The sequence below is a fragment of the Amycolatopsis samaneae genome, from assembly GCF_039541975.1.
Lineage (GTDB): Bacteria > Actinomycetota > Actinomycetes > Mycobacteriales > Pseudonocardiaceae > Amycolatopsis > Amycolatopsis samaneae.
This window is the reverse complement of sequence record NZ_BAABHG010000022.1, coordinates 1-25202: the sequence shown is the minus strand read 5'-3', so window position 1 is coordinate 25202 and position 25202 is coordinate 1. Positions and strand designations below refer to the sequence as shown.

Below are 25202 nucleotides of genomic sequence, written 5' to 3'. Positions count from 1 at the left end.
TTGTGCTGGTCGCGGAAAATCTGGAAAAACGCTACGGGGAGGTCGTCGCGCTCGACGGCTTCGACCTGACCGTGGCACCCGGCGAGGTGGTCGGGCTGATCGGTCACAACGGCGCGGGCAAGACCACCTTCCTGGAGGTGGTCTCGGGGCAGCTGCGCCCCGACCGCGGCCGGGTCACGGTGTGCGGCGTAGACATCCGTGAGCAGCCGCGCCGGGCCAGGGCGCTGCTCGGCGTCGCGCCGCAGGAACTGGCGCTCTACCCGAGGATCACCGTCCGGGAACACCTGGTGCTGTTCGGGCGCCTGGCCGGGCTCCGGCCGGGCAGGCTCCGCCGCGAGGTGGACACGGTGGCCGGGGAGATGCTGCTGACCGAACTGCTCGACCGGCGGGTCGCCGAGCTGTCCGGCGGGCAGCGGCGGCGGGTCCAGACCGCGGCGGCGCTCGTCCACCGCCCGCCGGTGCTGCTGCTGGACGAGCCGACCGTGGGCGCGGACCCGGCCACCCGGGAGGCGTTGCTCGCCGCGGTGCGCGCCCGCGCCGACGAAGGGGCCTCGGTCTGCTACACCACGCACTATCTGCCGGAGCTGGAACGGATGCGGGCCGGGATCGCCATCGCGATCAAGGGCAGGGTGGTCACCCGCGACACCGGGCAGCGGCTGCTCGCCGGGCTGCCGAGCGAGCTGCGGGTCCGCTTCGCCCGCCCGGCGGCACCCGATCTGGTGGCCGCCGGGGGCTGGGAGGTCGTCGAGGACGAACTGCGCAAGACCACCCGCGAGCCCGGCCGCGACCTGGCCGCGCTGGTCGGCGCCGCCGGGTCCGGCGAGCTGGTCTCGGTCGCGGTCCGGCCGCCCACCTTCGACGACCTGTACCACCGGCTCGCCACGGAGGTGAGCGATGCCCGCTGAATCCGCCGAGGCGCCGGTGAGCGAGCTGCGCGCGAGCGCGCGGCGGGTGGGCGCGCTGGTGCGGCACGACTTCCTCCAGCTGCGCCGGGACCCCGGCCCGGTGATCAGCAGATTGCTCATGCCGATGGTCCTGCTGGTGGTGTTCGAACCGCTCTACCGGGCCACCGCGCGGGTCGGCCCCGGCGGGTCGGCCATCGTCGAGGCCGCGCCCCGGGTGCTGGTGATGTTCTCCATGTTCGCGATCAGCACGGTCGGCGCCGCGCTGCTCACCGAGCGGACCTGGCGGACCTGGAGCTGGCTGCGCACCACCCCGGCGAGCACCGGGGAACTGCTGATCGGCAAGATCGTGCCGTTGCTCGGGGTCCTGCTGCTGCAACAGGCGCTCGTGCTCGGCATGGCCCGGCTGGCGTTCGGTCTCGAGTTCTCCGGCGGGGCGCTGGTACTCGCCGTCGCGAGCCTGTCCTGGGCGCTGTGCATCCTCGCCTGCGGCACGCTCGTGGCCACCTTCGCCCGTTCCAACAACCAGCTGAGCAGCATCACCGACGTCAGCGGGCTGCTGCTGTCCTCGCTCGGCGGCGCGGTGGTGCCCGTCGCCCTGATGCCGGACTGGTTGCGCGCGATCTCCCCGATCTCGCCGGCGCACTGGGGTGTGCGCGCGTTCCAGGGGGCGCTGCTCGGGCAGCCCGGCCAGGCCCTCGGTGCCGCCGCGGTGCTGGCCGGGCTCGCCGTTGTCATCGGCTCCGTCGCCGGTTGGCGGATCAACCGCCGGTGGGGCCGCCCCGAACTGTTGTGAGGTGATTTTCGTTGACTGCCAATACCATCGGCACCTCGGTGCTGGTCGAGGACGAGCGGTTGCGCGCCCTGCTCGACCCCGGCGAGACCGTCGAACGGCTCGGCGGGGACGCGGCCTGGGGCGAGGGTCCACTGTGGCTGTCCGAACAGGACGCGGTGATCTGGTCGGACATCCCGGGAGACCGGATCCTGCGCTGGGACCGGGCCACCGGCCGGGTCGGCGTCGACCGCACCGAGGTCGAGTTCACCAACGGGCGCACCCAGGACCTGGCCGGCCGGGTGGTGACCTGCTCGCACGGGCGGCGCGCGGTCGAGCGGACCGAACCCGACGGCAGCACGACGACGCTGGTGGACCGTTTCCGTGGCGTGCGGCTGAACTCGCCCAACGACGTCGTGGTCGCCTCGGACGGGGCCGTCTGGTTCACCGACCCGCCCTACGGGATCACCCTGCCCAGGGAAGGCCACCCTGGCGAGCTGGAGTACGGCCGGTGCTTCGTGTTCCGCTTCGAGCCCGGAACCGGGCGCCTGGACGCGGTGATCACCGACATGGCGGAGCCGAACGGGCTGGCGTTCTCGCCCGACGAGCGGCTGCTGTACGTCTCCGACACCGCGTACCCGTTGCGGCTGGACGGGAACGGCGGCCGCGTCCGCGTCTACGACGTGAAGGACGGGCGGTGTCACGACGGGCGCCTGTTCGCCAGGGTGGCGCCGGGGGTGTCCGACGGGTTCCGGGTGGACGTGGCGGGCAATCTCTGGACCTCCAGCCGTGATTCGGTGCAGGTCTTCGCGCCCGACGGGACGAGGCTGGGCCGGATCGGCGTGCCGGAGAAGGTCTCGAACCTGTGCTTCGGCGGCCCGGACCTGGACACGCTGTACATCACCGCGTCCACGGGTCTCTACCGGTTCCGGACCCGGGTCCGCGGCTGTTTTCCCGGACGGGACGTGCGCTGATGACGGAGTTCGTGACCGATCCCGCGTCGCTCACTCCCGAATGGCTCTCCGGCGTGCTCGGCGAACGGGTGTCGTCGGTGACCGTCTCTGAGGTGACGGGCGGCGTGATCGCCCGCACCGTCCGGGTGCGGCTCGGCTACACCGGCGCCGCGCCCGGGGCACCGCGCTCGCTGGTCGCGAAGTTCCCCGCGGAGGCCGAACTGCCGCGGATGCTGGCCAAGGGCGCCGGGCTGTACACCCGTGAGGTGCTGTTCTACCGCGAGCTCGCCCCCCGGGTCGGCATGCGGGTGCCGCGCTGTCACTTCGGCCGGGTGGACGAGGCGGGGGAGCGGTTCGCCCTGCTGCTGGAGGACGTCACCGACGCCACGATGCACGACCAGGACGAGGCATGGGCCCGCGAGGACGTCCTTCTCGCCCTCGGCCAGCTGGCGCTGCTGCACGGGGCGCACTGGGACGACTCCCGCCTCGCTTCGCTCGGCTGGCTGAACAGCCTGAGCGGGGAGCGGCTGGAGGCGTGGGAACAGCTGTTCCGGGTGGCGTGGCAGGACTTCACCGCACGAGCGGAAGTCGAGCTGGATCCGGGACTTTTCGCGCTGGGGGAACGGTTCTGCGCCGCCGGTTTCGACAGCTGGACGGAAGGATTCCAGGGGCCGCGGTCGCTCGTCCACGCCGACTTCCACACCGGCAACCTGCTGTTCCGCACCCGCGAGGACGGGGCACGCGAGGTCGTCACCGTCGACTGGCAGCTGGTGACCTACGCGTCCCCGCTCATCGACGTCGCCTATCTGCTCGGCCGGATGCCGACCGCCGTCCGGCGGGCCGGGGAACGGGACCTGGTCCGGGCCTACCACGCGGCGCTCGCCGCGGACTATCCGTGGGACCGCTGCTGGGAGGACTACCAGCGCTGGGTGTGGTACGGCGTGGTCAGCGCGCTGATCGCCGTGCTCGGCACCCCGATGTCGGCGAAGGAGGCGGCGTTGTACTGCGACAAGGTGACGCGCTACCTGACCCAGGCCGCGGACCACGACTCCGTCCGGTTCGTCTCCTGATCCACTGCCGGACCGTCCGAATTCGATGCGAGGAGGGGACTGTGACCGAGGTGAAGACAGTTCGTGCCGGGGACAGCGGCGCGTCACGGCACGTCCGTGCGGGGCGTTGACATGGCGGGCGGTGCCGTCGCGGGGGCCCAGGTCGTCTCCCTGGGCCACTACCTGCCCGAAACCGTGGTCACGACCGCCGAGGTGGCCGCGCGGATCGGGGTGGAGGAGGACTGGGTCGTGGCCAGGACCGGCATCCGGGAACGCCGGGTGGCGGCCAAGGACGAGACGGTGGCGGACATGGCCACGGCCGCCGCGCTGGACGCGCTGGGCAACCTGGCCGCCGACACCAGGTACGCGCACGGGCTCTCGCGGATCGACACGGTGATCGTGGCGACCTCGACCGCCGAGTCCACCATGCCCAACGCGCCGCCCAGGTCGCCGCGCGGACCGTCACGGGGAACCCCGCGGCGTTCGACGTGAACACCGCCTGCGCCGGGTTCTGTTACTCGCTCGGGATCGCCGACGCGATGATCCGCTCGGGGACGAGCCAGGGCGTGCTGGTGGTCGGCGCGGACAAGGCGTCCGCGTGGCTGGACTGGGACGACCGCAGCACCGGCATCCTGTTCGGCGACGGGGCGGGCGCGATGGTCGTGCTGCCGCACGAGCACCGCGCCATCGGCCCGGTGCTGTGGGGCAGCGTCGGCGAACAGGCCGACCTGATCGCGATCGACCCGGACGAGCGGGTACTGCGGCAGAACGGCAGGGCCGTCTTCCGCTGGGCCACCGGGCTGGGCGGGATGGTCCGGGAGATCTGCGCGCGCAGCGACCTGACGGTGGCCGACCTCGCCGGGTTCGTCCCGCACCAGGCCAACCTCCGGATCGTCGACGCGCTGGTGCGGCAGCTGGGCATGACCGACGTCGTGGCCGCGACGGACGTCGTCGAGGCGGGCAACACGATCGCCGCGACGATCCCGCTGGCGCTGTCCAGGATGCGGGCACACGGCGAACTCACGGACGGGGGCAACGTGCTGTTGTTCGGGTTCGGCGCGGGCTTGTCCTATGCCGGACAGGTCGTCACGCTGCCCCCGGTCCGTCGCGGGTGAGCTCCTCACTCGTCTGTGTACGGGCTACGCTGGGCACTGCACCTCTTCGCGGAGGAACGCCCCCGGCCGACGGGCCGGGGCACGCGGAGTGGTCGACTCCGCGAATGAGGACGTATGGCCGAAACGTTCGGCGAGGCCCTGCGACGTCTGCGCAAGGCGGCCGGGCTTTCGCAACCTCAGCTTGCAGAACTGGTACCCGTGTCGCAGTCGAGCTTGTCTCGGTACGAATCCGGCCTGCAAGCAGTTGACAATGAAACCGCCGCTCGTCTCGACGAACTGCTCGGTGCGGGCGGCGAGTTGCTGGCCTTTCTGCCGCATGTAGGTGTTGGCCCGTTGAACGCTGACCAGCGCGAGGCGATCGAGTACAGCGTGAAGCATCCGGGGCATATCGATGCGGCCGCGGTGGCTGCGCTCGCCGATAGCTTGGCGGCCCATCGTCGTCTTGACGACTCGGTCGGCCCTGCGCCTTTGATCGCGGCCACTCTCGCCGAAACCACGATGGTCACCGAGTTGCTTCGCGAAGCGCACGGCCCCTACCGTCAGAAGCTTGCCACTGTCGCCGCTGAGCACGTGCAGTTCGCTGGTTGGCTGCACGCCGAGACGCGGCGTGACGCGTCCGCCGTGCGCCTGTTCGCCGAGGCTGAAGATCTTGCCGACGAAGCCGAGTCGGGAGTATTAGCTGCGCAGGTGGCGAACTTCCGCGGCTACTTGGCACGCCAGCAGGGCCGAGCCCGTGCAATGGTGCGCTGGTTTCTCGCCGCCTACCACACACCAGGCGCGCATGTGGCCCAGCGCATCGGCGACGCGATTCAGGCCGCGCAAGGCTATGCACGACTTGGCGAGCGCGAGACCGCACTGCGCTTACTTGATGAGGGCGACGGGCTGCTCGATGTCGCTGCTCGGGAGGAACCACCTGGGACGGCATACTGGCTCACGCCGACGTTTCACCGTCTGAACAGTGGGCTCGCTCATCTTGCCCTCGGTGACGCTGGAGTCGCTGTGGATCATCTTCGGACTGGGCTGGAGAACTTGCCCGAGGACCAGCAGGATGCTGAGTGGACCGGTGAGTACCGAATTGGTCTGGAACAAGCCCGCGCGGCCAGCTGACGAGGCCATGCGCATACACATGTGCATGGCGTAACCCCTTCACCAGCTATTACGTACCGTCCGAAGATCTGTGTGTGACGGCGCGAGATGATGACGAGCCCCCCATTGGCGGGGGCAACGAGAGCGGCCGGCGTTCTGACGGCCGGGCCGACAAGAAACACACCCGCTCCGCGCCGTCACGCTCTCCCTTGGGGAAGAGCCCCCTCGAAGAACCCGGCGAGATGCGGGGCTGGGCGCGGGAACGGGTGGTGACGACCGTCGACACCCTCGGGCGCGTGGTCACCATCGTCACGGGCGTGACCGGCAGTCCGCGTGACCGGCGTCCGGTCGGTGTGATCGCGTTCGGGCCGGGCCCGTCGCTCGTGCTTGACGACGAACTGTTGCGGCAGATCATCGGCAATATGAGAGCCGCCGTGACCGACGCGGTGCGGACGGACTCCAGCGCGCGGCAGCGGATCGACGTTGCCCGGCGTGTCCGGCAGGGCGGTGCGTGATGGCCGACGAGCACCCCGTCAACGGCCAGACTTCCGCCGCCGAGCCGCCACCGGTCGAGGAACCGACACCACCTTTCCCCGGGTACGGCGCCACCTGTCGGAAGATGACCCAAGAGGCGTGGGACTACTGGGGCCGCTACGTCAAGGCGCGATGGCCGAAAGGCGGCAGGCGATGAGCGCACTGATCTACGTCAGCCTGGATCACGTCCACCCCGTGGTCGATGGGAAGTGGCATCGCGTCCAGCTCGCCGAAATGCCCGAGCCGGGGCAGGTGCTGCACATGCTGTGTGGCCTGACGGCGCCTGCCGAGTACGAGCGGACTGAGCATCGTGACGCGCGCGGGCCCGCGACGCAGTGCTGGTCCTGCGATTTCGAGTACCGGCGAATCCACGGCATCGACATGTACCCGGATCACCCGGGGCGGCCGGGTCCGCGCCCGGTGCCACATCCCCGATAACCCGATCAGCGCGACGGCACCCCTCGTCGCCGCGCTGACCGGCCCACCCAAGCTGAGGAGGATCACGTGATGGCCGGGCAGCAGACCGACGGTAGCGACGAGCCGGGCAGCGCTCCGGCTGTCAGGGCACGAGCTTGCTTGGACGATGTCGCCGCAGACCTGGGCACGGCGGCGGCACGTGTACGCCGGGCGGTCGAGGACGGAACCGTGCCGCGTCGGACTGCCGAGAAGCTGCTGGCTGATATCGACGCGCTTGCCGCCAAGCTCAGCCCCAGCGACGATCCGGGGAAGACCTCCGGACAGGCTAGGTAGTTCGGCCCGGACTGAGCGAGTAGTTCTACTCAGACGCGGGCGGGTAGTCGCTCGCGACCTGCGTAGTCAGCCCCCTTTCAAGACCCGTGGTCGTTGAAGGGGCTGCCCTGCGTCCCGTAGTGTCGCCGTGTGTGATCGACTCGCTACGAGGGAGGACGCGTGACGGGGTATCAGGTCGTGATCGACAAGATCAGGCACACTGGGCAGGCCGCCGGACGGGTTGCAGCCGGCGTGCGGGGCGCAGCCTGCTCGGCCGCGGTCCCAGCCGGTGACGCCGGGATTCCCGGCGCGCGGGCGACCGGCAAGCTGGCCGAGGTGAAACGCACGCTGGAGGACCGGGAACGCGGCTTCGTGGTCACGTTGGATGGGCACGCGTCGGACATGGCTACCGCCGCCGACCGGTACGCCGGTCAGGAGTCCGCCGCGGCGAGCGACATCACCACGACCCCACAGCCCACCGGTCAGGTCAAGGCGGTTTGAGCCGATGGTCACTTGGTCGGATGTCACCCGCTGGAACCCCGGGCCGCTCGCCGAGGCGGTCGGCGCGATCAACACCGCCTACAACAAGCTCGTCGCCTGCTCCGATGACCTGCGTGACATCAACACCCCCTACGGCTGGCACGGCGAGGCCGCCGGCGCGGCGGCGAACAAGGTCAACCGCGTCATCGACGGCCTCGAAGAACACGCCGCCGAAGTTGCCTCCCTGCGCCGGGCCGCCGGAGACGTGAGCGACGCGATCGCGGGCGTGCAGAACGGCGTCAAGGAGGTCGACACCCTCGCCCGTGCCCAGCACTTCACTATCGGGGGTGACGGCGCGATCATCGACAACGGCCCACCATCGGATACCCCCGAGAACCAGAAACAAGCCGTCGCCGAGGAACGCAAGCGCACCGTGGTCGAGTTGAAAGACCGGGTGGAAGAAGTCATCCGGCAGGCCAACGACATCGATGACGACTTCTGCGCTGTGCTCGACCGGATCTTGTCCGGGCACACGATTGACGCCACCTCGAACGACAACGAGAACACCTCCCTGGCCGCCGCGGGCAACTCGGGTACTGCGATGGGTGCGTTGTCGGTTCTCGCGCCGCCCCCGGTCGACGCCGCGCCGTCGATGAATGCCGCGTGGTGGGCGGCGTTGTCGCCCAACCAGCGGGCCGCGCTGATTAAGGACCACCCCGAGCTGGTCGGCAACCGCGATGGTGTGAAAGCCACCGACCGCAGCAAAGCCAACCTGAATCTGATGGACCGGGAGCGAGCGAGGTTCACCGCCGATCTGGACCAGCTGAAACGAGAAGACGGTGACTCCGACGAGATCGCACGCGTCGAGCAGCGGCTCAAGGCCATTGAATCCATCGGCGGCATGATGCGCAATCCGGACGGCACCCTGAACGCCAACCGTCAGCTCATGTCCCTCGACCTCACCGGCGACCACCCGAAAGCCGCTGTCGCCAACGGCAACGTCGACACCGCCCAACACGTCGCCGTGTTCACTCCCGGCATGAACTCCACCGTCGACGGCAACATGCACGGCTATGTCGACGATATGGATGGCGTGCAGCGCACCGCCGAAAAGATGCTTGCTACGCAAGGCGGTGGCTCGGTGGCGACCGTGACATGGTTGGGTTATGAGCCGTCTTCCTTCGATGACCCGTTGTCGCTGGCTGGTCTGGTGACTGGGGAAAACGCCTCCTTTGGCGGGGAAAAGCTGGCTCATTTCGACGAGGGGATCAACGCATCCCGTACAACCGATCCGCACATGACCGCCCTGGGGCACTCACAGGGATCGATCGTCACAGGTGTCAGTCTCACTCGCGCCGGAACCGGTGTTGACGATGCGGTTGTCTTCGGCTCCCCGGGAATCGCGGACCATTTCGGCACCGACAACACCACCGCCGATCTGAAGATCCCCCAAGGGCACGCCTACAACATCAAGGCAGAGGGTGACCCGATCGCCCAATGGGTCCCCGAAACCTGGCGCTACGGACGCGCCCCCTACGCCATGGACGGCATGAACCAGCTATCCGCAGACAGCGCGACCGGCCCTGACGGCACACCATTGGCGGGATCGCAGGGACACAGTGAATACACCAAGACCATGCCCGACGGCTCGGACAGCACGAGCAAACACAACATCGCCGCCATCGTCGCGGGAATGCCACAACTCACGGTCGCGGCACATTAGGGAAGATGGTCACGTGCAACTACGAACGCTGGCAGCGGCAACACTGGCGATGTGCGTCCTGGTGACCGCCGGGTGCAGTGATGGCCATCAGTACCTCAACCCGACGCCGACGCCTTCAGGGAAACCCATGCAACCCCAGCAGCAATACGCGGAACTCATGAAACGACCCAGCCTTGAGGAAATCTCCAAGAAATACGAGGAGTTGCGAGGAAAGATTCAGTCGAGGCTCACTTCCGAGCTTGGGATATCCGGGTGGGAAGATAAGCACGATGGTCGGCAGTCTGGATGCTCAAATGAGTTCCCTGATGTCAACAGTCGAGACGTGGCCCGAAATTTTCTTAGCTTCATTACCGCGCCGTCCAGCATTCCTGCTGAGCGTTGGCCTGCCGCGGTGGGGATCATATCGCAAGTCGGCGGTGAATTCGGATTCAATCAGCAGGGGGTTCGAGTTGACCGGCCGCCGCATTTTGAATTTGAGCTGAAAGATCAATATCAAGCTCAGTTGTCGCTGTCCACGGAGAAAACAACGGTTTTGTCAGTGGAGACTGGTTGTCACCTTACAGCCGCAGCGAAGCAGCGCGGCACCCCGCAGTAGGTCGGCCCCGGCCAGGTCAGCGCCGCGGTCGCACCGGGTTCGGCGCGGACGGGGTGGCCGCCACGGATGTTGTCGAGGCGGGGAACATGATCCGCCGCGGCGATCCCGCTGGCGGGCTTCGGGGTGAGCACGGTCACCTGAGCGGGGTGCAGCGGGGAGCGGGCCCGGCGCGTCAAGTGGGGCGAACCGAGACGAACCGGGCGGGCACGTGTCCGGGTGAAGGAGCGCCATGGACCGCAGCCAGCCATCCCGTGCCGAGACGCCCGCGGAGGCACCGACCGTGCGGATCCGCCCGGCCGGTGCCGCGCCGCGGCGGGCGCGTGGGCGTGGGCCGGGGACGGCGGGCAAGGTCGCGCTGAGCGCGTTGTCGGTGATGGTGCTGGCGACCACCGGGGTGGCCTGGTCGGTCGCCGGCGGCCTGCTCGGCGGTCTGTCCACTTCGGACGCGCTGGACGCGGGCGCGCCGAAGTCGGCGGGCGGGGACACGAACGTGCTGCTGATCGGGCTGGACTCGCGGAAGGACCAGGACGGCAACCAGCTGCCGAAGGAGATCCTCGACCAGTTGCACGCGGGTGACGGCACCCAGGGCGGCTACAACACGAACACGCTGATCCTGATGCACATCCCGGCCGGCGGCGGGAAGGTCAAGGCGGTGTCGATCCCGCGCGACGACTACGTGCCGGTGAAGGGCATCCCGGGATACCGCAACGCGAAAATCAAGGAAGCGTACGGGCTGGCGAAGTACTACGCCGAGCAGGATCTGGTCAAGCAGGGCGTCACCGGCAAGGCCGAGCTGGAGCACCGCGGCCGGGAGGCGGGCCGGAAGAAGACACTGGAGACGGTGCGGGAGTTCCTGGACGTGCCGATCGACCGGTTCGCCGAGGTCAACCTGGCCGGGTTCTTCGATCTGGCGAACGCGCTCGACGGGGTCGAGGTGTGCCTGAAGCGTCCGGTCCGGGACAGCTTCTCGGGCGCGAACTTCCCGGCCGGGCGGCAGACGTTGAACGGGGCCCAGTCGCTGGCGTTCGTGCGGCAGCGGCACGGCCTGGACAACGACGACCTCGACCGCACACACCGGCAGCAGGCGTTCCTCGCCTCGGTGGCGCACAAGCTGCGCAGCGCGGGTACGTTCACCGACCTGGGCAAGCTGCGCAAGCTCGTGGACGCCGCGCGGAAGGACGTCGTGGTCTCGGGGGGCTGGGACCTCGTCTCCTTCGCCCAGCAGGCGCAGGGACTCACCGGCGGGAACCTGGAGTTCTCCACGCTGCCGATCGCCGGGTACCAGACCGTCGACGGCCAGGACGTGAACAAGGTCGACACCGGACAGGTGCGCGCCGCCGTGCGCACCGCGTTCGGCATGGATCCGCCGGTACCCGCCACACCGGAGATCCGCGCTTCCTCGACCGTCGACGTGCGGAACGCGAACGGTGCCGCCGGACTGGCCGCGACCGTGGCGAAAGCACTGGAGCCCTACGGGTTCCGCACCGGCACCCTGGACACCGCCACCGCCGCGGACTCCTCGGTCACCTACGGCGAGGGCGCGCGGGCGGACGCCGCCGCGGCGGCCCGGCTGGTGAAGGAACCACTCGGGCGGCTCGACCCGGGGCTGCCCGCCGGGCACGTCCGGATCGTCCTCGGCCCGAAGTTCACCCTGCCGCCCGAACTCGGGCCGCACGGTGCCGACGCCGCGCCCGGCCCGTCCACCGGCGCCGCGCCGAGCGGTGCGCCGAGCGGTGCGGCGGCCCCGCCCGCCGACGGACTGCAGGGCGGCGTCGTCGACGGCGGCGGAATCCCCTGCGTCGACTAGGGCTGTCCGGCAGCTCGGAGGTCAGTTCTTCTGCAGCTCCTCGGCGAGCATCACGATGATGCCGCTGGGGCCGCGGACGTAGGTGAGCTTGTAGAGATCCTCATAGGTGGCCACGCCGCGAAGCGGATGGCAGCCGTGCTTCGCGGCCGTCTCAAGGGCTTTGTCGATGTCGTCGACCGAGAAGGCGACGCGGTGCATGCCGATCTCGTGGGGACGGGTGGGCTCCGACTCGATAGCTTCGGGGTGGGTGTACTCGAAGAGCTCGAGGCGACCGTGACCGTCCGGCGTCTGGAGCATCGCGATGGTGGTGTGGTTGCCATCGAGGCCGACGGCGGTGTCGGTCCACTCACCACTGACCGTGTCACGGTGGATGACCGTGAGACCGAGGTCGGTGAAGAAGGAGATCGCTGCTTCGAGGTCGCGAACGGTGATGCCGACGTTCTCGAGTTTGATGGTCATGGGCGCATGCTACCGAGCCCGGCCGACCGGCTCCGGTGGCGAACCGGGACCTTTTCGTATCGGCTGGAGCCGAACTCACGGTCCGTGAAAATTGCAGGTCAGCGAAGTGTGGTTTCGTTACATGTGTATTCGTCACATGACGGCCCGTGTCCGCATGTGAAACTTGCACGAAATCACCTTTACGAGTGAAGTCTGGGACAGTCTCCGCGAAGGAACGCGGCGATGTCACGGTCGGCAAGCGCGGGAGCGGCGTCGGGTCCGGCTCGTATCACCGGATCGAGTGAAAAGCGTCGGCGGTTTCTGATTTTATGAAATCCATTTGTCCGAAGTGGACTCCGTAGTGGTTTTCGTCTTCGCGGGTGATCTTGATAGTTTCCGTGCTCTCGCTTCCGGTGGTGCGATCAGGTGAAAAGCGCACGCCCGAAGCGTCTTGTTCGCAATTTTCGGAAGGACACTTCATGCGGAAAACCCTGCTGCGCACCGGAAGCGCGACCGGCGTGGCCGTGGCGGCACTCTGCGGCGTCGTGGCCGTGCCCGCGTCGGCCGCGACGGCCGGCTCGGGCTCGGCCTACGGCGCGTCGGCGAGTGTGTCGCTGCTGGCGGGTGTGCTCGGCGACCAGGGACTGGCGGTGAACACCGGCAAACTGGCCAGATCGAGCACGGCGGGCCCGGCGTCGGCCTCGGTGGTCGACGCGCCGCTCAAGGGGCTGCTGACCGCGAAGGCGATCAGCAGCAATGTCAAGCAGAACGGCGGGGGAGTGACCTCGACGGCGTCCATCGTCGACGCCACGCTGCCGGTGCTCGCGCCGCTCGCCGGCGGGGCCGTCTCGGCGAGGGTGATCGACGCGAAGTGCGAGTCGACCGCGTCCGGGATCACCGGCAGCTCGGAGATCGCGGGGCTCGACCTCGGCAGGATCGGCACGGTGCCCGCGGCCACCCGGCCCAACCAGACGGTGGGGCTGCCCGGCCTGGTGCAGATCACCGTCAACGAACAGATCAAGAACGACGACGGCAGCCTGACCGTGAACGCGCTGCACATCAAGCTCCTCGGCGGCCAGCTCGTGGGCGCGCTGGGCAGCGGCGACGTCGTGCTATCCTCGGCGACCTGCGCCCCGGCCGCGGCCACGGCGCCGAGCACGTCGCCCGCCCCGGCGACGACCGCGCCCGCCGGCTCGAATCCCGCCGGCGGTGGCAAGCAGGTGACCGTGGTCCCGGTCGGCGCGCCGCAGACCGGTGACGGCAGCCTCGACGGCGACCGGCGCTGAGCGATGACCTGGAACAACAGGGGCGCCCGGTGGGGCGCGCTGCTGGTGGCACTGCTGGCGGCCCTGCTCACCGGTGCGTGCGGTAGCCCGGCCGCGACCCCGGACCAGCGAGGAGCCGCTCCCGGGGCGGCGGCCGACGCCGTGGCCGCGCGGCCACGGCCCGCCTGGGTGGAGCTGCCGTCGATCCAGGCGAAGTCGACGCTGATCCCGCTCGGCCTCAACCCGGACAAGACGGTCGAGGTGCCGCCGGTCGACCAGCCTTTGCAGGCGGGGTGGTACGAGAACAGCCCGCCACCGGGTCAGATCGGCCCCTCGGTGGTGCTCGGGCACATCGACGGGCACCACGAGAAGGGGATCTTCTGGCGGCTGCGCGAGGTGAAGGCGGGCGACAAGGTGCTCGTCGGACGACAGGACGGCCGGACGCTCACCTTCGTGGTCAGCAAGGTGGACCAGGTCGCCAAGAGCGCGTTCCCGACCGACGCGGTCTACGGCGACACCGCCGATCCCGAGCTCCGGCTCATCACCTGCGGTGGTGTGTTCGACCACGGCACCGGCAACTACCGCGACAACATCATCGTCTACGCGAAGCTGGCGAGCTGAGCGCGGCGGCATCGCCGGACGGGTGGCCCAGGCCCCGGTCCGGCGATGCCGCCGCCCACCACGTCCGGGCAACCTCGCGGATCCCTGGTGCGTGCCTGTGGTGACGGGCACGAAGGAGGGGCGATGGGGACGGGACTTGCCGGCTCGACGCTGACCATGGTGCTGATGGTGTCTCCGGCGCAGGCGGGGGACACCTACCAGCCCGCCGATCTGGGGACGCTGCCCGGCGGGCAGTTCAGTGACGCCATGATGGTGACCAACCACGGTGAGGCCTTCGGGGCGGCGCTGGACTCGGCGGGGCACGAGCGCGCTGTGCGGTGGGATCCGGCGGGGCGGATCACCGACCTGCCGCCGCTGCCCCGGTTTTCGAGCGTCAGGCCGGTCATGATGAGCGAGACGGGGATCGCGATCGGCGTCTCCCGGCCGGACGTGCTGAGCGGTACGGCCACCCGGTGGGGCCGGGACGGCAAACCCGTGGAGCTGCCGGGAACCGCGGAATATCCCTCGACCGAGGCGGTGGCGGTCTCCGATCGCGGTGTGGTCGCGGGTTTCGCGTACAAACCCGGTAGCGGCGAAGCGATCGCGCGCCGGTGGGACCCGCGGGGCGGGGTGACCGAACTCGGGCGCGGCCGGGTGCGTGCGATGAACGCCGGGGGCGCGGTGATCGGGTGGTCCGCCGACCAGCCGCTGTACTGGGATCCGGCGGGGAAGGCGATCCCGGTACAGGTGCCACCGGGCGGGACGCGGGCCGCGCTCTCGGCCATCGACGACCGGGGCACCGTGGTCGGGTGGACGGAGGCCGCCGACGGCAACCTCCACGCCGCGAAATGGGACGACAAGGGCCGGATCACCGTGCTGGAGACGGGCTGGAAGTACAGCTCCGCGAGCGCGATCACCGACGGCGGGGAGGTCATCGGTGAGGTCGGGGCCGGCGACGGCAAGACCAGGGTGGCGCGCTGGGACGCGCGGGGAAAACTGACCGTGCTCCCGACGCTGGGTGGAGCGCGGAGCCGGTTCACCGCGGCGAACGGCGCCGGTACGGTGCTCGGCCTCGCCGATTCCGCGGACCGGCTGGACCGCCCGGTGTACTGGGACCGGGAGGGCCGGATCTTCGAGCTCCCGCCGTTGGTCCCCGGCGCCTTCATGGATCCGCGCGGAATCAGCGAACGCGGGTGGATCGCCGGCGGTTCGGACATCCCGGGCCAGGGGTTCCACGCCGTGCTCTGGCGCCGCTAGCTGTTCAGTCCTTTTCGGACGGTCGGCAGAGATAGTTGTTGGCGTGCGGGCAAACCCGGTCCACCGGCTGCCAGCCCCGCCGCCAGGCGTACAGGTGGTAGCCGTGCTCGCCCAGCCACCGCACGACGTCGTCCGGGGTGTGGTCGTACCGTTCGGTGTGCCGGGCCTCGATCTCGACGAGCATCGTCGGCCGGAACTCCGCGATGGTCCGCGCGCCGCCCCGCAGGACGTGCAGCTCGCCGCCCTCGACGTCGATCTTGAGGAAGTCGAGCCGGGTGAGGCCGGTTTCGTCGCGGAAGCCGTCGAGCGTGGTCGTGTCGACGAGCAGGTCGGCGTGGTACGGGTACTCGGCGTTGGAGCCGAGGCCGCTGGTGTGCCAGTCGAGGAAGGACCTGCTGGTGGCGGGGCCGCGCGGGCCGAACGGGACGCGCATCGCCGCCCGGCCGGTCCCGGCGCCCAGCGCGAGGGTGTGCCGGACGACGTTGGGCCGTGCCCACACGCCGAGCACCCGTGCCCACCCGGGATGGGAGAAGGCCAGCGGTTCGATGCTGTGCACCGTCCCGGCGGGACCGGCGAGCTGGGAGAGCGCCTGGCTGTAGAGACCGGCGGCGGCGCCGACGTCGACGCAGACGTCGCCGGGGCCGACCAGGTCGCGCAGCGTGTGCAGTTCGGTGTCCAGACAGGGCGTCCAGCGGGCCAGCGCGTGCGTCGTCGCGGTGGTGAGGGCGGAGCGGAGCATCGGTTTCCCGTCGTTGTGTGGGGTGGCCGTCAGCGGGGCGGTGCCACCAGGCCGGATTCGTAGGCGATGATGACGAGGTGGACGCGGTCGCGGGCGTCGAGCTTGGTGAACAGCCGCGCCACGTGGGCCTTGGCGGTCGCCGCGCTGATGTACAGCTCGGCGGCGATCTCGTGGTTGGACCTGCCGCGCCCGACCAGGGTCAGCACCTCGCGTTCCCGTTCGGTGATCCCGGTCAGTGGCCGCCGGGCGGGCGCCGGTTCGGCGCGGCCGACGAAGTCCGCGATCAGGCGGCGGGTGACACCCGGCGCGATGAGCGCGTCCCCGGCGGCGACCACGCGGATCGCGGCGAGGATGTCTTCCAGCGCCATGTCCTTGACGAGGAAGCCGCCGGCACCGGCGCGGAGCGCGCCGTACACGTATTCGTCCTCGTCGAAGGTGGTGAGCACCAGGACGTGCGGCGCGCCGGGCTCGGCCGGATTGGTAATCAGCCGGGTGGCCTCGATCCCGTCCATGCCGGGCATCCGGATGTCCATCACCACCACGTCCGGGCGGAGGTCCCTGGCGAGCTCGACCGCCTCCGCGCCGGTGCCCGCTTCCCCGGCCACGGCGATATCACCGGTGTCGGCGATGAGCACACGCAGGCCGCTGCGGATCAGGGGCTGGTCGTCGGCGAGCACGACCCGGATCGTCATCGGACCCCCACCGGGATCGGGATCCGGGCGGTGACCCGGAATCCTCCGTCGGGAAGTGGGCCCGCGGTGAACTCGCCGCGCAGCAGGGTGACCCGTTCGCGCATGCCGCGGAGGCCGTAGCCCGCGCCGGGTTCACCGCCTTTGCCGTGGTCGGTGATTTCCACGGACAGCTCCTCTTCCCGCCGGTCGAGGACCACCGCGCACCGGTCGGTCCCGGCGTGCCGGATCACGTTGGTGACCGCCTCCTGGACGATCCGGAACGCCGAGAGGTCGACGTCGGGCGGCAGCGCGCCGCGTTCGCCGCGCCACTCGAGGTCCACGCGCACCCCGGCGCCGAGGGACCGCGCGACCAGTGCGTCGAGGTCGGCCAGGCCGTGCTGCGCGTCGATCGGCTCACCGTCGGACCGGCGGAGCGCGCCGATCATCCGGCGCAGCCCGGCGAGTGTGTCGCGGCTGGCGGCTTCGATGGCGCGAAGCGCTTCTCCCGCTTCGGCGGGCTGGGTGTCGATCACCCGGCTGCCCATCCCGGACTGGATGGCGATGACGCCGATCGTGTGCGCGACCATGTCGTGCAGTTCCCTGGCGATCCGGAGCCGCTCGGCCTGGACCGCCTCCGCCTCGGCCCGCGCCTGCCGGTCCAGCCGGTACTGCCGCCGGATGCGGACGGTGTTCCCGGTGAACCAGGCGATCAGCCAGAAGACGAGCAGCACCAGGATCCGGAGCGCGAGATCGATGCTGCTGCTGTCCCGGAACCAGAAGACGTTCGCGATGGTGAGCTCCACGGCGAAGGTCACCGCCGCGGCGCTGAGCGAGACGCGTGGCCGCCGGTGGGCGGCGAGGTAGCCGACGACGAGGTCGGCGGCCAGGCACTGGATCATCAGGACGGTGGACTGGTACGCGGGCAGCGGCACCGCCCACACCAGCCCCAGCTCGGCCAGCAGCACGCCGAGCACGACCAGCGGCCGTCGCCGGAGGACGCCGGTCAGCAGGGCCAGGCTCAGCGCGAGCGAGAGATAGGGCGGGCCGCCGAGGCCGACCCAGAGGGACAGCGTGACGGGGGACAGGGCGAGCGCGGTCCACGCGAGAACGGTCCGCGCCCTCGCCGGTATCCGGCGTCGCGGGACACGGAGTGTGACAGGCATGCGGCGAGCGTAGCCAGCGAGCACCGGCCGGGCATCGGCCCGCGGGCGTACGCCCACGGGCTACCCGCGACGGCGGGCATTGCGGCCCGCGAGCCGACGAAACGCGGGCGGGGAATCGGCACCGTTCTGCCCCATGATCGCTTCTGCCGAGCCGAAAACGGCCTCCCGGCGATGGGCCTGGGCCCTCACCACCACCGCCGCGATGGTGCTGACACCCACCGCGACGGCACCGCCCGCCGCCCCGCTGCCCCCGGTGGGCGTCGCCGCCTGGCTGGCCGACCCGCGGCAGCTGCCGGACCCCGTGCACGCCGATCCCCGCCGCGTCCACGACGTCCTGGCCGCGGCGGGCGAGTCCGGGCGACGCGATCTCGTCGCCCGCTACCCGGGCGTGGTCGGGGCACTGGACGGAGCGCCGCCGGAGGCCCGCTACGCGGCGAACAGGCTCGTCATGCGTACCTCCGGGGCGCCCTACCGTGATCGGGACGGACAGTTCCTGCTGTTCGACCCGCGTGGCGACGGCCGGGTGGCGCAGGTGTTCGGGGACCTGTCCACGGTGGACAGGATCGCGGTGCTGGTCCCCGGGGTCGCCAACCGGGCGGCGGACTTCTGGACCGGGCTGGGCGGTTTCGCCCACCGCGCCCCGGCGGTGCAGGCGGCCGACCTGTACCGCACCGCCCTCGCGAACGGTGCGAGGAACTTCGCGGTCATCGCCTGGCTCGGCTACGACACCCCGGACGGCGTGGGCCTCGCCGCCGCCCGCGAAGACCTCGCGAGCGCGGGAGCGGTGGCGCTGCGGCGGTTCGTGGCCGGACTCGCCGCCGTCCGTCCACAAGCGACCATCGCGCTGCTCGGCCACAGCTACGGCTCGACGGTGCTCGGGCTCGCGGCGCCCGGTCTGCCCGTGGCCGTCACCGACGTCGCGGTTTTCGGCAGCCCGGGGATGGGCGTGGCCGACGTCACCCGGTTGCGCACCACCGCGCGGGTGTGGGCCGGACAGTCCACAAGGGACTGGATCCGCTGGGTGCCGGGGGTGCGGCTGTGCGGGCTCGGGCACGGCACGAAGCCAGCCGACCCGGCCTTCGGCGCCCGCGTCTTCGCCACCGCGGACGTGCCCGACCACGACCACTACCTCAGCCCCGGCACGGACTCGCAGGCCGCGCTGACCCGCATCGCCGTCGCCGGCACCGATGTCCGCTGAGCGCGGGGAAAGCGGACCGTCCTGGAGGGACTCCAGGGTTACGATCACGGATATGCGATTCGCCTTCAAGACTTCGCCCCAGAACACCGCCTGGGCGGACATGCTCGCCGTCTGGCAGGCCGCCGACGAGATCGAGCTGTTCGAATCGGGCTGGACCTTCGACCACTTCTACCCGATCTTCTCCGATCCGACCGGGCCGTGCCTGGAGGGCTGGGTGACCCTCACCGCGCTCGCGCAGGCCACGAAGCGGCTGCGGCTGGGCACGCTGGTCAGCGGGATCCACTACCGCCACCCCGCGCTGCTGGCGAACATGGCCGCCACGCTCGACATCGTCTCCGGCGGGCGGCTGGAGATCGGTGTCGGCGCGGGCTGGAACGAGGAGGAGTCCGGCGCCTACGGCATGGAGCTGGGCAGTGTCCGGGACCGCAGTGACCGGTTCGAGGAGGCCTGCGAGGTCCTCGTCGGCCTGCTGACCCAGGAAACCACCACCTTCCAGGGCAAGCACTACCAGCTCACCGACGCCCGCTGCGAGCCGAAGGGCGTGCAGCGGCCGCACCCGCCGATCTGCATCGGGGGCAGTGGTGAGAAGCGCACCCTGCGCACGACGGCGAAGTACGCCCAGCACTGGAACTTCGTCGGCGGTACGCCCGAGGAGTTCGCCCGCAAGCGCGAGGTGCTGCACCGCCACTGCGCGGACATCGGCCGCGACCCCGCCGAGATCACGCTCTCCTCGCACGTCCGCCTCGAACCGGACCTGGACTACGCCAAGGTCGCCGCCGAGGCGGAAGCGCTCGGGGAAGCGGGTCTCGAACTGGCGATCGTCTACCTGCCGCCGCCGCACACCCCGGCCGTGCTGGAGCCGCTGGCGAAGGCCCTCGAGCCGCTGCGCTGAGACAGGGCCCGGCGGTCTGGGCCGCGAGGCACCGGGCCGCCGGGCGCGAGTTCAGCCCGCGCGGAGCACGCCTTGGTCCCCCAGTACCGCGACGACGTGGAAGCGGTGCCCATTGAGGACGAGGTTCTTGCCCGCGGTGCCCTCGGCGGAGAGGCTGAACCCGTTCCGGTCGTTGCCGGACCCGGCCGAGAGGGTGATCCTGTCGTCGCGCACCACGACGGTGATGGGGCCGAGTTCCCGATTGGGGAGCTGATCACCGGATTTGACCCGCACCTCGCAGCTGCCCGCGGCGCACGCCGCGAGGTTCGTCCCGTTCGCGGCCGGGGGAAGTTCCGGAGACCCACAGGCGGCGATCACGAGGGCCGGGAGCGGGATCAGCCACGCGTTGCGCATGCCGTCGATGGTGCCCGCACAGCGCGGGGACCGGTCCCGCGCACGCGAGGGGTCAGGCGGGGGAGTCGGTCGGCGCCGGGACGCGGGGGAGAGCGCCGAGCAGGGCGGCGGCCTCCGAGAGGCGGGTCGGCCAGCGTTCGACGAGGGCGGTCCAGGCCTGCCGCAGCCGGATGTCCTTGCCCAGCACCAGCAACGGCGGCGTGCCCCAGCGGGTCGCCAGCACGACGCCGGTCCGGTCGCGTTCCCCGGCGGCGGGGAAGTCGGGCAGGAAGGTGACGGTCCAGGTGAAGCCGGTGCCGGTGACGTCGTCGGCAAGGCCGCGGTGGGCGGCGGTGTAGCTGCGCAGGCGGTGCCGTCGCGCCATCTCCAGCGGCAGCGGGGCTTCCGGGTGCGCCGCGTTGTAGGCCTCGACGGACACGTACGGCTGTCGAGGGCTGTTCATGAGCGGCTCGCACGGGGTGTCGCTCGGTGCTCGGGTGCCTTCGGTCCTGTCGCCATCCGTGTCTCCTTAGCTTTCCTCCGCGCCCCCGCGGAGGGACACCAAAGGGGATAACCCTGAGCAGTCGACCACACGGCCACGGCTCGAGGTTCACCCGAATAGTTCAACCCTCAGATAACTCGCCGTGATGGCCGTCACGAAACGGCCGACGGCCCGCGGGGCGCCTTCAACAGAGATCTGACGTCTGGTGCCTCAATAATCCGATGTCTCAGTGGTGAATGCGAGACAAGTACGGGACAGGCCTCGCGAGATCCACCGATGGAGGGTGTTTCATCGGATGTTTATCGGCTAGCGTCGGATCGTCTTGCGGAACCTCATCGCGGAGGGCGTCATGATCGGTCGGACCTTGCGACGTGGGCTCGTGGCGGCACTGGCCGCGGCGGCCGCGCTGAGCACCCCCGTCACCGCCGCGGAAGCGGCCCCTGTCGGCACCGTCGCGGCGGCGGAGCCGGGACCGGGCACCAACTACGCCACCGACGACCCGTTCACCTCGCCGCGCACCCAGTGGTGGCGCGACGACCGGTTCGGGATGTTCATCCACTTCGGCGCGTACTCCCAGCTCCAGGGCAGCTACACCCGCGCGGACGGCACGGTCTGTCACGACGCGGAGTGGATCAAGCGCCAGTGCGGCGTCCCGATGGACCAGTACGAGACCATCGCGTCGCAGTTCAACCCCAAGGACTTCGACGCCGCGAAGATCGTCGCCGCGGCGAAGTCCGCGGGGCAGAAGTACATCGTGCAGACCGCGAAGCACCACGAGGGCTACGCGATGTGGCCCACCAGGGTCAACACCTGGAACCTGCGCGACCACTCCTCGTTCGACCGCAAACGCGACATCCTCGCCGAGATGAAGACCGCCGCCGACAAGGCGGGCATCGCCTACGGCCTGTACTACTCGATCTGGGACTGGCACGACCCGGACTTCGCGAACCCGGCGACCTTCCCGAAGTACAAGGCCAGGATGTACGCCCAGCTCAAGGAGCTGGTCGACAACTACCACCCTAAGATCCTCTGGTTCGACGGCGAGTGGAACACCGACAACCCGGTCAACAACTGGTCCGCCCGCGACGGCGAGGAACTCCAGACCTACGTCCGGAGTCTCGACCCGTCGATCGTGATCAACAACCGCGTCGGCAAGCGGCGGGTGACCGACGGCGACACCGGCACCCCGGAGCAGGAGATCCCGGCCGCGCCGGTGGACGGGCAGCTCTGGGAGTCCTGCATGACCCTCAACGACCACTGGGGCTTCGCCGAGTACGACCACAACTGGAAGTCGGCCGAGGACCTGACCAGGAAGCTGCTGTCGATCGCCAGCCGCAGCGGGAACTACCTGCTCAACATCGGCCCGGACCGCTACGGCGCGGTGCCCGCCGAGTCGATCGACCGGCTGAAGGCGATCGGGGACTGGCAGCGCACCGCGGGGCAGGGCAGGGCGATCGCCGGCGCGGGCAGTCCTGGCGTGGTGGCCGAACCGTCCTGGGGCGTGGTGAGCCGCAAGGGCGACAAGCTGTACGCGTCGGTGTTCCAGTGGCCCGGCGCGGGCAAGCCGCTCACCCTCGACGCGCTCGCGCCGTTCGACGTCACCGGCGCCCGCGTCCTGGGCAGCGCCCAGCGGGTGACGGCGGTGCGGGACCGGAACAAGATCGTGCTCACCCCGTCGGGCAGTGCCACCAACCCGACCGCCACCGAGATCGAGCTGAGCATCCGGACCCCGCGTCCCGCCGCGGTGGCGGGGACGGGGCTGACCGCGCGGTTCTGGCCGAACGCGACGTTCTCCGGCGAGCCCACGGTGTCCCGGGTGGACCCGACGGTCAACTACAGCTGGAAGTTCGGCGGCTCGCCCGCGCCGTCGGTGCCGAGCGGGACGTTCTCCTCGCGCTGGACCGGGCAGCTCACCCCCGGCTTCTCCGAGGACTACACGATCACCGCGATCTCCGACGACACGGTGAAGGTGTGGATCGACGGCAGGCTGGTGATCGACAACTCCACGCCGCACGACGCCACGATCGACAAGGCGAGCGTCCGGCTGCTCGCCGGGCAGTGGTACCCCATCAAGGTCGAACAGACCCAGCAGGGCGGGGAATCCACGATGAAACTGCTGTGGTCCGGCCCGGACACCCCACAGCGGATCATCCCCGCGGCGAACCTCTACCCGGAGTCCTGAGGAGATGAGCCGCCTACGCCGCCTGCTGACCGGAGCCGTCGCGCTCGCCGTGGCTCTCCCACTGCTGCCGGGCATCCCGGCCGGGGCCGCCGTGGCCCCGAACTCCCGGTGCGGTCAGCGGATCACGCCGTCGCCGATCATGCCCGTGCTGCCCTGCGACGACTTCGCCCGGATCCTCGGAAAGGCCGCGAACACGGTGCCGGGCGAGGGCCAGCTCGCCTGGCAGCAGCGCCCGGTCACCGCGTTCACCCACTACGGGATGAACACCTTCACCAACCGCGAATGGGGTTCGGGCGCGGAGCGGGAACAGACGTTCACACCATCCACAGTGGACACGGATCAGTGGATGCGCGCGCTGAAGACCGCGGGCGTGTCCCAGGTGATGCTGACGGTCAAACACCATGACGGGTTCGTGCTCTACCCGAGCCGCTACACCAACCACTCCGTCGTCGCGAGCCCGTGGTGGCTGTCCGGGAAGGACTGCGCGCGGCTGCCGGAAGTGCTGGCGGCGCGGGAAAAAGCCCAGCGTGAACGGGCGGGCGACGCGTCCGCGTACTGGCAGGTGCGAAATGCCGGATGCGCCAATCCCGGTGGCGACATCCTGGCCGGCTACGTGGCTTCCGCGCGCAGGGCCGGATTGAAGATCGGGGTCTACCTTTCGCCGGCGGACGGTTCGGAACTGACGTCGTCCTTCTTCGCCGAGGAGGTCAAGGCCGTCGAGGCGAAGGTGGCCAAGGGGGAGAGCCTGTCGATCGAGGAACAGGCGGTTTACGAGGACCGGGCGAACAAGCCCGCGGGGCAGGGCCGGTACGGGTCCGGCAGCGCGGTCACCCGCCGGACCATCCCGACGCTGGTCCCCGGCGACGACCGGGCCGCCGCGCTCGCCGCCGGGAAACTGCCGAAGTTCTCGGTCGAGGAGGACGACTACAACGCCTACTACCTCAACCAGCTCTACGAGCTGTTCACCCAGTACGGCCCGATCGACGAGATGTGGCTCGACGGCGCCAATCCGTGGCGTGGTTCCGGCGTGACCGAGAACTACGACTTCGCCACCTGGTTCAAGCTCATCCAACGGCTTTCGCCGAACACGGTCACCTTCGCCGGGCCCGCGGGCGTGCGATGGGTCGGCAACGAGAACGGACGCGCCCGCTCGACCGAATGGAGTCCGCTGCCGACCACGGGCGATCCGCGGACGGCGCACAACGAGGAACTGTTCCTCGGTGGTGCGTCCGCCACCGACCTCGGTTCCCGCGCGGTGCTGGCCGACCCGTCGGTGCGCTACCTCCAGTGGGCACCCGCCGAGGCGGACGTCTCGATCCGGCCCGGCTGGTTCTGGCATCCGGCGGAGCGGCCGAAGACACCGCGGCAGCTCGTGGACCTTTACCGGGAATCGGTGGGCCGCAACGCTTCCCTGCTGCTCAACGTCCCGCCCGGCACGGACGGGACGATCGCCACGGCGGACTCGGCCGCGCTGGCCGCGTTCGGTACCGCGATCCGGCGGACCGAAGCGGTGAACCTCGCGGCGCCGTCGCCGGGACAGCCGGTCTCGCCCGGGGTGCGCGCGGTCACCGACGACGCGCTCGGCACCTCGTGGTCACCGGACCGCGGCGCGCTCGAAGGCACGCTGGAGATTCCGCTTCCCGGCACCAGGACGTTCGACCAGATCCGGCTCGGCGAGGACATCCGGCACGGCCAGCACGTGGAGGGCGCCGAGGTGCAGGCGATGCGGGACGGCCGGTGGACGACCGTCGCGACGGTGTCCACGATCGGGTACTCGCGGTTGGTGACGCTGCCCGCGCCGGTCACGACGGACCGGGTCCGGGTGCTGCTCACCCAGTCCAGGGCCCGGCCGTACCTGAGCACGGTCGCCCTGTACCGCACGGTCGACGCCGGGGAGTGACACCCGCTCACGGCCCGGCGGTGGGGAGGAGTTCGGCGAGCAGGGCCCGGACGCGGCGGTCGATCTCGTCGCGGATCGGCCGTACCCGGTCGGCGGATTGCCCGGCGGGATCGTCGAGCTGCCAGTCGAGGTGGCGTTTGCCGGGGAAGATGGGGCAGGCGTCGCCGCAGCCCATGGTGATCACGACGTCGGCGGCCTCGACCGCGTCGGTGGTCAGCCGTTTCGGAGTTTCGTGGTTCAGGTCGATGCCGAGTTCGTCCATGACCTGGATGACGGCG

Annotated in this window: 27 protein-coding genes; 20 read left to right on the top strand and 7 right to left on the bottom strand. The window is 70.3% G+C overall.

Annotated elements, in window-relative coordinates:
• Nucleotides 1–2: 2 nt before the first annotated feature.
• The 13 genes from ABD987_RS40065 (at nucleotide 3) to ABD987_RS40005 (ending at nucleotide 11745) form a co-directional block, all read left to right on the top strand.
• Nucleotides 3–905 (top strand): ABC transporter ATP-binding protein, encoded by a 903-nt coding sequence (locus ABD987_RS40065; RefSeq protein WP_345407253.1) that lies wholly within the window; start codon nucleotides 3–5, stop codon nucleotides 903–905.
• A complete protein-coding gene (locus ABD987_RS40060; protein ID WP_345407250.1) occupies nucleotides 895–1698 on the top strand; it encodes an ABC transporter permease in 804 nt (267 codons plus the stop codon). Before ABD987_RS40065 ends, ABD987_RS40060 begins: the two co-directional genes overlap by 11 nt.
• A gap of 11 nt (nucleotides 1699–1709) precedes the next feature.
• A complete protein-coding gene (locus tag ABD987_RS40055) occupies nucleotides 1710–2648 on the top strand; it encodes an SMP-30/gluconolactonase/LRE family protein (RefSeq protein ID WP_345407247.1) in 939 nt (312 codons plus the stop codon).
• The gene (locus ABD987_RS40050; protein WP_345407244.1) at nucleotides 2648–3697 is read left to right on the top strand and encodes a phosphotransferase; all 1050 of its coding nucleotides are present in this window, start codon (nucleotides 2648–2650) and stop codon (nucleotides 3695–3697) included. Before ABD987_RS40055 ends, ABD987_RS40050 begins: the two co-directional genes overlap by 1 nt.
• A 111-nt stretch (nucleotides 3698–3808) precedes the next feature.
• Nucleotides 3809–4168 carry a hypothetical protein gene (locus tag ABD987_RS40045; protein WP_345407241.1) on the top strand — a complete coding sequence of 120 codons (360 nt, stop codon included), beginning with the start codon at nucleotides 3809–3811 and terminating at the stop codon, nucleotides 4166–4168.
• The gene (locus ABD987_RS40040; protein ID WP_345407238.1) at nucleotides 4165–4791 is read left to right on the top strand and encodes a 3-oxoacyl-[acyl-carrier-protein] synthase III C-terminal domain-containing protein; all 627 of its coding nucleotides are present in this window, start codon (nucleotides 4165–4167) and stop codon (nucleotides 4789–4791) included. Before ABD987_RS40045 ends, ABD987_RS40040 begins: the two co-directional genes overlap by 4 nt.
• A gap of 114 nt (nucleotides 4792–4905) precedes the next feature.
• Nucleotides 4906–5898: a helix-turn-helix transcriptional regulator gene (locus tag ABD987_RS40035; protein ID WP_345407235.1), complete on the top strand. Its 993-nt coding sequence runs from the start codon at nucleotides 4906–4908 to the stop codon at nucleotides 5896–5898.
• A 188-nt stretch (nucleotides 5899–6086) separates the two neighbouring features.
• Nucleotides 6087–6392 (top strand): hypothetical protein, encoded by a 306-nt coding sequence (locus ABD987_RS40030; RefSeq protein ID WP_345407232.1) that lies wholly within the window; start codon nucleotides 6087–6089, stop codon nucleotides 6390–6392.
• Nucleotides 6393–6564: 172 nt separating this feature from the next.
• Nucleotides 6565–6849 (top strand): HC3 family zinc finger protein, encoded by a 285-nt coding sequence (locus ABD987_RS40025; protein WP_345407229.1) that lies wholly within the window; start codon nucleotides 6565–6567, stop codon nucleotides 6847–6849.
• A gap of 471 nt (nucleotides 6850–7320) precedes the next feature.
• Nucleotides 7321–7641 (top strand): hypothetical protein, encoded by a 321-nt coding sequence (locus ABD987_RS40020; protein WP_345407226.1) that lies wholly within the window; start codon nucleotides 7321–7323, stop codon nucleotides 7639–7641.
• Nucleotides 7642–7645: 4 nt separating this feature from the next.
• Nucleotides 7646–9343: an alpha/beta hydrolase gene (locus ABD987_RS40015; protein ID WP_345407223.1), complete on the top strand. Its 1698-nt coding sequence runs from the start codon at nucleotides 7646–7648 to the stop codon at nucleotides 9341–9343.
• Nucleotides 9344–9356: 13 nt separating this feature from the next.
• On the top strand, nucleotides 9357–9938 hold the full coding sequence (locus ABD987_RS40010; RefSeq protein WP_345407220.1) for an LppA family lipoprotein: 582 nt from the start codon (nucleotides 9357–9359) through the stop codon (nucleotides 9936–9938).
• A gap of 229 nt (nucleotides 9939–10167) precedes the next feature.
• Nucleotides 10168–11745 (top strand): LCP family protein, encoded by a 1578-nt coding sequence (locus tag ABD987_RS40005; RefSeq protein WP_345407217.1) that lies wholly within the window; start codon nucleotides 10168–10170, stop codon nucleotides 11743–11745.
• Nucleotides 11746–11766: 21 nt separating this feature from the next.
• On the opposite strand, the gene ABD987_RS40000 is transcribed toward ABD987_RS40005, so the two are convergent.
• Nucleotides 11767–12204: a VOC family protein gene (locus ABD987_RS40000; protein ID WP_345407214.1), complete on the bottom strand. Its 438-nt coding sequence runs from the start codon at nucleotides 12202–12204 to the stop codon at nucleotides 11767–11769.
• Between the two features lie 458 nt (nucleotides 12205–12662).
• On the opposite strand from ABD987_RS40000, the gene ABD987_RS39995 reads away from it, so the two are divergent.
• The 3 genes from ABD987_RS39995 (at nucleotide 12663) to ABD987_RS39985 (ending at nucleotide 15305) form a co-directional block, all read left to right on the top strand.
• The gene (locus ABD987_RS39995; protein WP_345407211.1) at nucleotides 12663–13469 is read left to right on the top strand and encodes a choice-of-anchor P family protein; all 807 of its coding nucleotides are present in this window, start codon (nucleotides 12663–12665) and stop codon (nucleotides 13467–13469) included.
• A gap of 3 nt (nucleotides 13470–13472) precedes the next feature.
• Entirely contained in the window at nucleotides 13473–14069 is a 597-nt protein-coding gene (locus ABD987_RS39990) for a class F sortase (protein WP_345407208.1), read from the top strand.
• A gap of 123 nt (nucleotides 14070–14192) precedes the next feature.
• Entirely contained in the window at nucleotides 14193–15305 is a 1113-nt protein-coding gene (locus ABD987_RS39985; RefSeq protein ID WP_345407205.1) for a hypothetical protein, read from the top strand.
• A gap of 4 nt (nucleotides 15306–15309) precedes the next feature.
• Here the strand turns inward: ABD987_RS39985 and ABD987_RS39980 are convergent, their stop codons facing one another.
• The 3 genes from ABD987_RS39980 to ABD987_RS39970 are packed head-to-tail and all read right to left on the bottom strand — an operon-like array spanning nucleotide 15310 to nucleotide 17878.
• Nucleotides 15310–16044, bottom strand: coding sequence for an FkbM family methyltransferase (locus ABD987_RS39980; protein WP_345407202.1), 735 nt, complete (start codon nucleotides 16042–16044; stop codon nucleotides 15310–15312).
• 29 nt (nucleotides 16045–16073) lie between these two features.
• On the bottom strand, nucleotides 16074–16736 hold the full coding sequence (locus tag ABD987_RS39975) for a response regulator (protein ID WP_345407199.1): 663 nt from the start codon (nucleotides 16734–16736) through the stop codon (nucleotides 16074–16076).
• Nucleotides 16733–17878, bottom strand: a complete 1146-nt coding sequence (locus ABD987_RS39970; RefSeq protein ID WP_345407196.1) for a sensor histidine kinase — start codon at nucleotides 17876–17878, stop codon at nucleotides 16733–16735. The genes ABD987_RS39975 and ABD987_RS39970 overlap by 4 nt, the downstream gene beginning before the upstream one ends.
• A gap of 133 nt (nucleotides 17879–18011) precedes the next feature.
• Here ABD987_RS39970 and ABD987_RS39965 point away from each other — a divergent pair, with 133 nt between their 5' ends.
• Nucleotides 18012–19076, top strand: a complete 1065-nt coding sequence (locus ABD987_RS39965) for an alpha/beta hydrolase (RefSeq protein ID WP_345407193.1) — start codon at nucleotides 18012–18014, stop codon at nucleotides 19074–19076.
• Nucleotides 19077–19128: 52 nt separating this feature from the next.
• Complete coding sequence (locus tag ABD987_RS39960) at nucleotides 19129–19968, top strand: LLM class F420-dependent oxidoreductase (RefSeq protein WP_345407190.1); 840 nt, start codon at nucleotides 19129–19131, stop codon at nucleotides 19966–19968.
• Between the two features lie 51 nt (nucleotides 19969–20019).
• Here ABD987_RS39960 and ABD987_RS39955 read toward each other — a convergent pair whose 3' ends face one another.
• Nucleotides 20020–20361 (bottom strand): hypothetical protein, encoded by a 342-nt coding sequence (locus ABD987_RS39955; RefSeq protein WP_345407187.1) that lies wholly within the window; start codon nucleotides 20359–20361, stop codon nucleotides 20020–20022.
• A 52-nt stretch (nucleotides 20362–20413) separates the two neighbouring features.
• Entirely contained in the window at nucleotides 20414–20803 is a 390-nt protein-coding gene (locus ABD987_RS39950) for a hypothetical protein (protein ID WP_345407184.1), read from the bottom strand.
• Nucleotides 20804–21191: 388 nt separating this feature from the next.
• Here ABD987_RS39950 and ABD987_RS39945 point away from each other — a divergent pair, with 388 nt between their 5' ends.
• Both ABD987_RS39945 and ABD987_RS39940 read left to right on the top strand, forming a co-directional pair.
• Complete coding sequence (locus tag ABD987_RS39945; RefSeq protein ID WP_345407181.1) at nucleotides 21192–23024, top strand: alpha-L-fucosidase; 1833 nt, start codon at nucleotides 21192–21194, stop codon at nucleotides 23022–23024.
• Between the two features lie 4 nt (nucleotides 23025–23028).
• A complete protein-coding gene (locus tag ABD987_RS39940) occupies nucleotides 23029–24924 on the top strand; it encodes an alpha-L-fucosidase (RefSeq protein WP_345407178.1) in 1896 nt (631 codons plus the stop codon).
• 7 nt (nucleotides 24925–24931) lie between these two features.
• On the opposite strand, the gene ABD987_RS39935 is transcribed toward ABD987_RS39940, so the two are convergent.
• Nucleotides 24932–25202: arsenate reductase/protein-tyrosine-phosphatase family protein (locus tag ABD987_RS39935; RefSeq protein WP_486303891.1), on the bottom strand; the 271-nt coding region annotated here is incomplete at its 5' end.

Excerpts from the sequence above, each read along its gene's own strand:
- ABD987_RS40060 (WP_345407250.1), top strand. The coding sequence starts at position 895 with ATGCCCGCTGAATCCGCCGAGGCGCCGGTGAGCGAGCTGCGCGCGAGC.
- ABD987_RS40050 (WP_345407244.1), top strand. The coding sequence starts at position 2,648 with ATGACGGAGTTCGTGACCGATCCCGCGTCGCTCACTCCCGAATGGCTC.
- ABD987_RS40045 (WP_345407241.1), top strand. The coding sequence starts at position 3,809 with ATGGCGGGCGGTGCCGTCGCGGGGGCCCAGGTCGTCTCCCTGGGCCAC.
- ABD987_RS40035 (WP_345407235.1), top strand. The coding sequence starts at position 4,906 with ATGGCCGAAACGTTCGGCGAGGCCCTGCGACGTCTGCGCAAGGCGGCC.
- ABD987_RS40025 (WP_345407229.1), top strand. The coding sequence starts at position 6,565 with ATGAGCGCACTGATCTACGTCAGCCTGGATCACGTCCACCCCGTGGTC.
- ABD987_RS40015 (WP_345407223.1), top strand. The coding sequence starts at position 7,646 with ATGGTCACTTGGTCGGATGTCACCCGCTGGAACCCCGGGCCGCTCGCC.
- ABD987_RS40005 (WP_345407217.1), top strand. The coding sequence starts at position 10,168 with ATGGACCGCAGCCAGCCATCCCGTGCCGAGACGCCCGCGGAGGCACCG.
- ABD987_RS40000 (WP_345407214.1), bottom strand. The coding sequence starts at position 12,204 with ATGACCATCAAACTCGAGAACGTCGGCATCACCGTTCGCGACCTCGAA.
- ABD987_RS39995 (WP_345407211.1), top strand. The coding sequence starts at position 12,663 with ATGCGGAAAACCCTGCTGCGCACCGGAAGCGCGACCGGCGTGGCCGTG.
- ABD987_RS39990 (WP_345407208.1), top strand. The coding sequence starts at position 13,473 with ATGACCTGGAACAACAGGGGCGCCCGGTGGGGCGCGCTGCTGGTGGCA.
- ABD987_RS39985 (WP_345407205.1), top strand. The coding sequence starts at position 14,193 with ATGGGGACGGGACTTGCCGGCTCGACGCTGACCATGGTGCTGATGGTG.
- ABD987_RS39980 (WP_345407202.1), bottom strand. The coding sequence starts at position 16,044 with ATGCTCCGCTCCGCCCTCACCACCGCGACGACGCACGCGCTGGCCCGC.
- ABD987_RS39975 (WP_345407199.1), bottom strand. The coding sequence starts at position 16,736 with ATGACGATCCGGGTCGTGCTCGCCGACGACCAGCCCCTGATCCGCAGC.
- ABD987_RS39970 (WP_345407196.1), bottom strand. The coding sequence starts at position 17,878 with ATGCCTGTCACACTCCGTGTCCCGCGACGCCGGATACCGGCGAGGGCG.
- ABD987_RS39965 (WP_345407193.1), top strand. The coding sequence starts at position 18,012 with ATGATCGCTTCTGCCGAGCCGAAAACGGCCTCCCGGCGATGGGCCTGG.
- ABD987_RS39960 (WP_345407190.1), top strand. The coding sequence starts at position 19,129 with ATGCGATTCGCCTTCAAGACTTCGCCCCAGAACACCGCCTGGGCGGAC.
- ABD987_RS39955 (WP_345407187.1), bottom strand. The coding sequence starts at position 20,361 with ATGCGCAACGCGTGGCTGATCCCGCTCCCGGCCCTCGTGATCGCCGCC.
- ABD987_RS39950 (WP_345407184.1), bottom strand. The coding sequence starts at position 20,803 with ATGAACAGCCCTCGACAGCCGTACGTGTCCGTCGAGGCCTACAACGCG.
- ABD987_RS39945 (WP_345407181.1), top strand. The coding sequence starts at position 21,192 with ATGATCGGTCGGACCTTGCGACGTGGGCTCGTGGCGGCACTGGCCGCG.
- ABD987_RS39940 (WP_345407178.1), top strand. The coding sequence starts at position 23,029 with ATGAGCCGCCTACGCCGCCTGCTGACCGGAGCCGTCGCGCTCGCCGTG.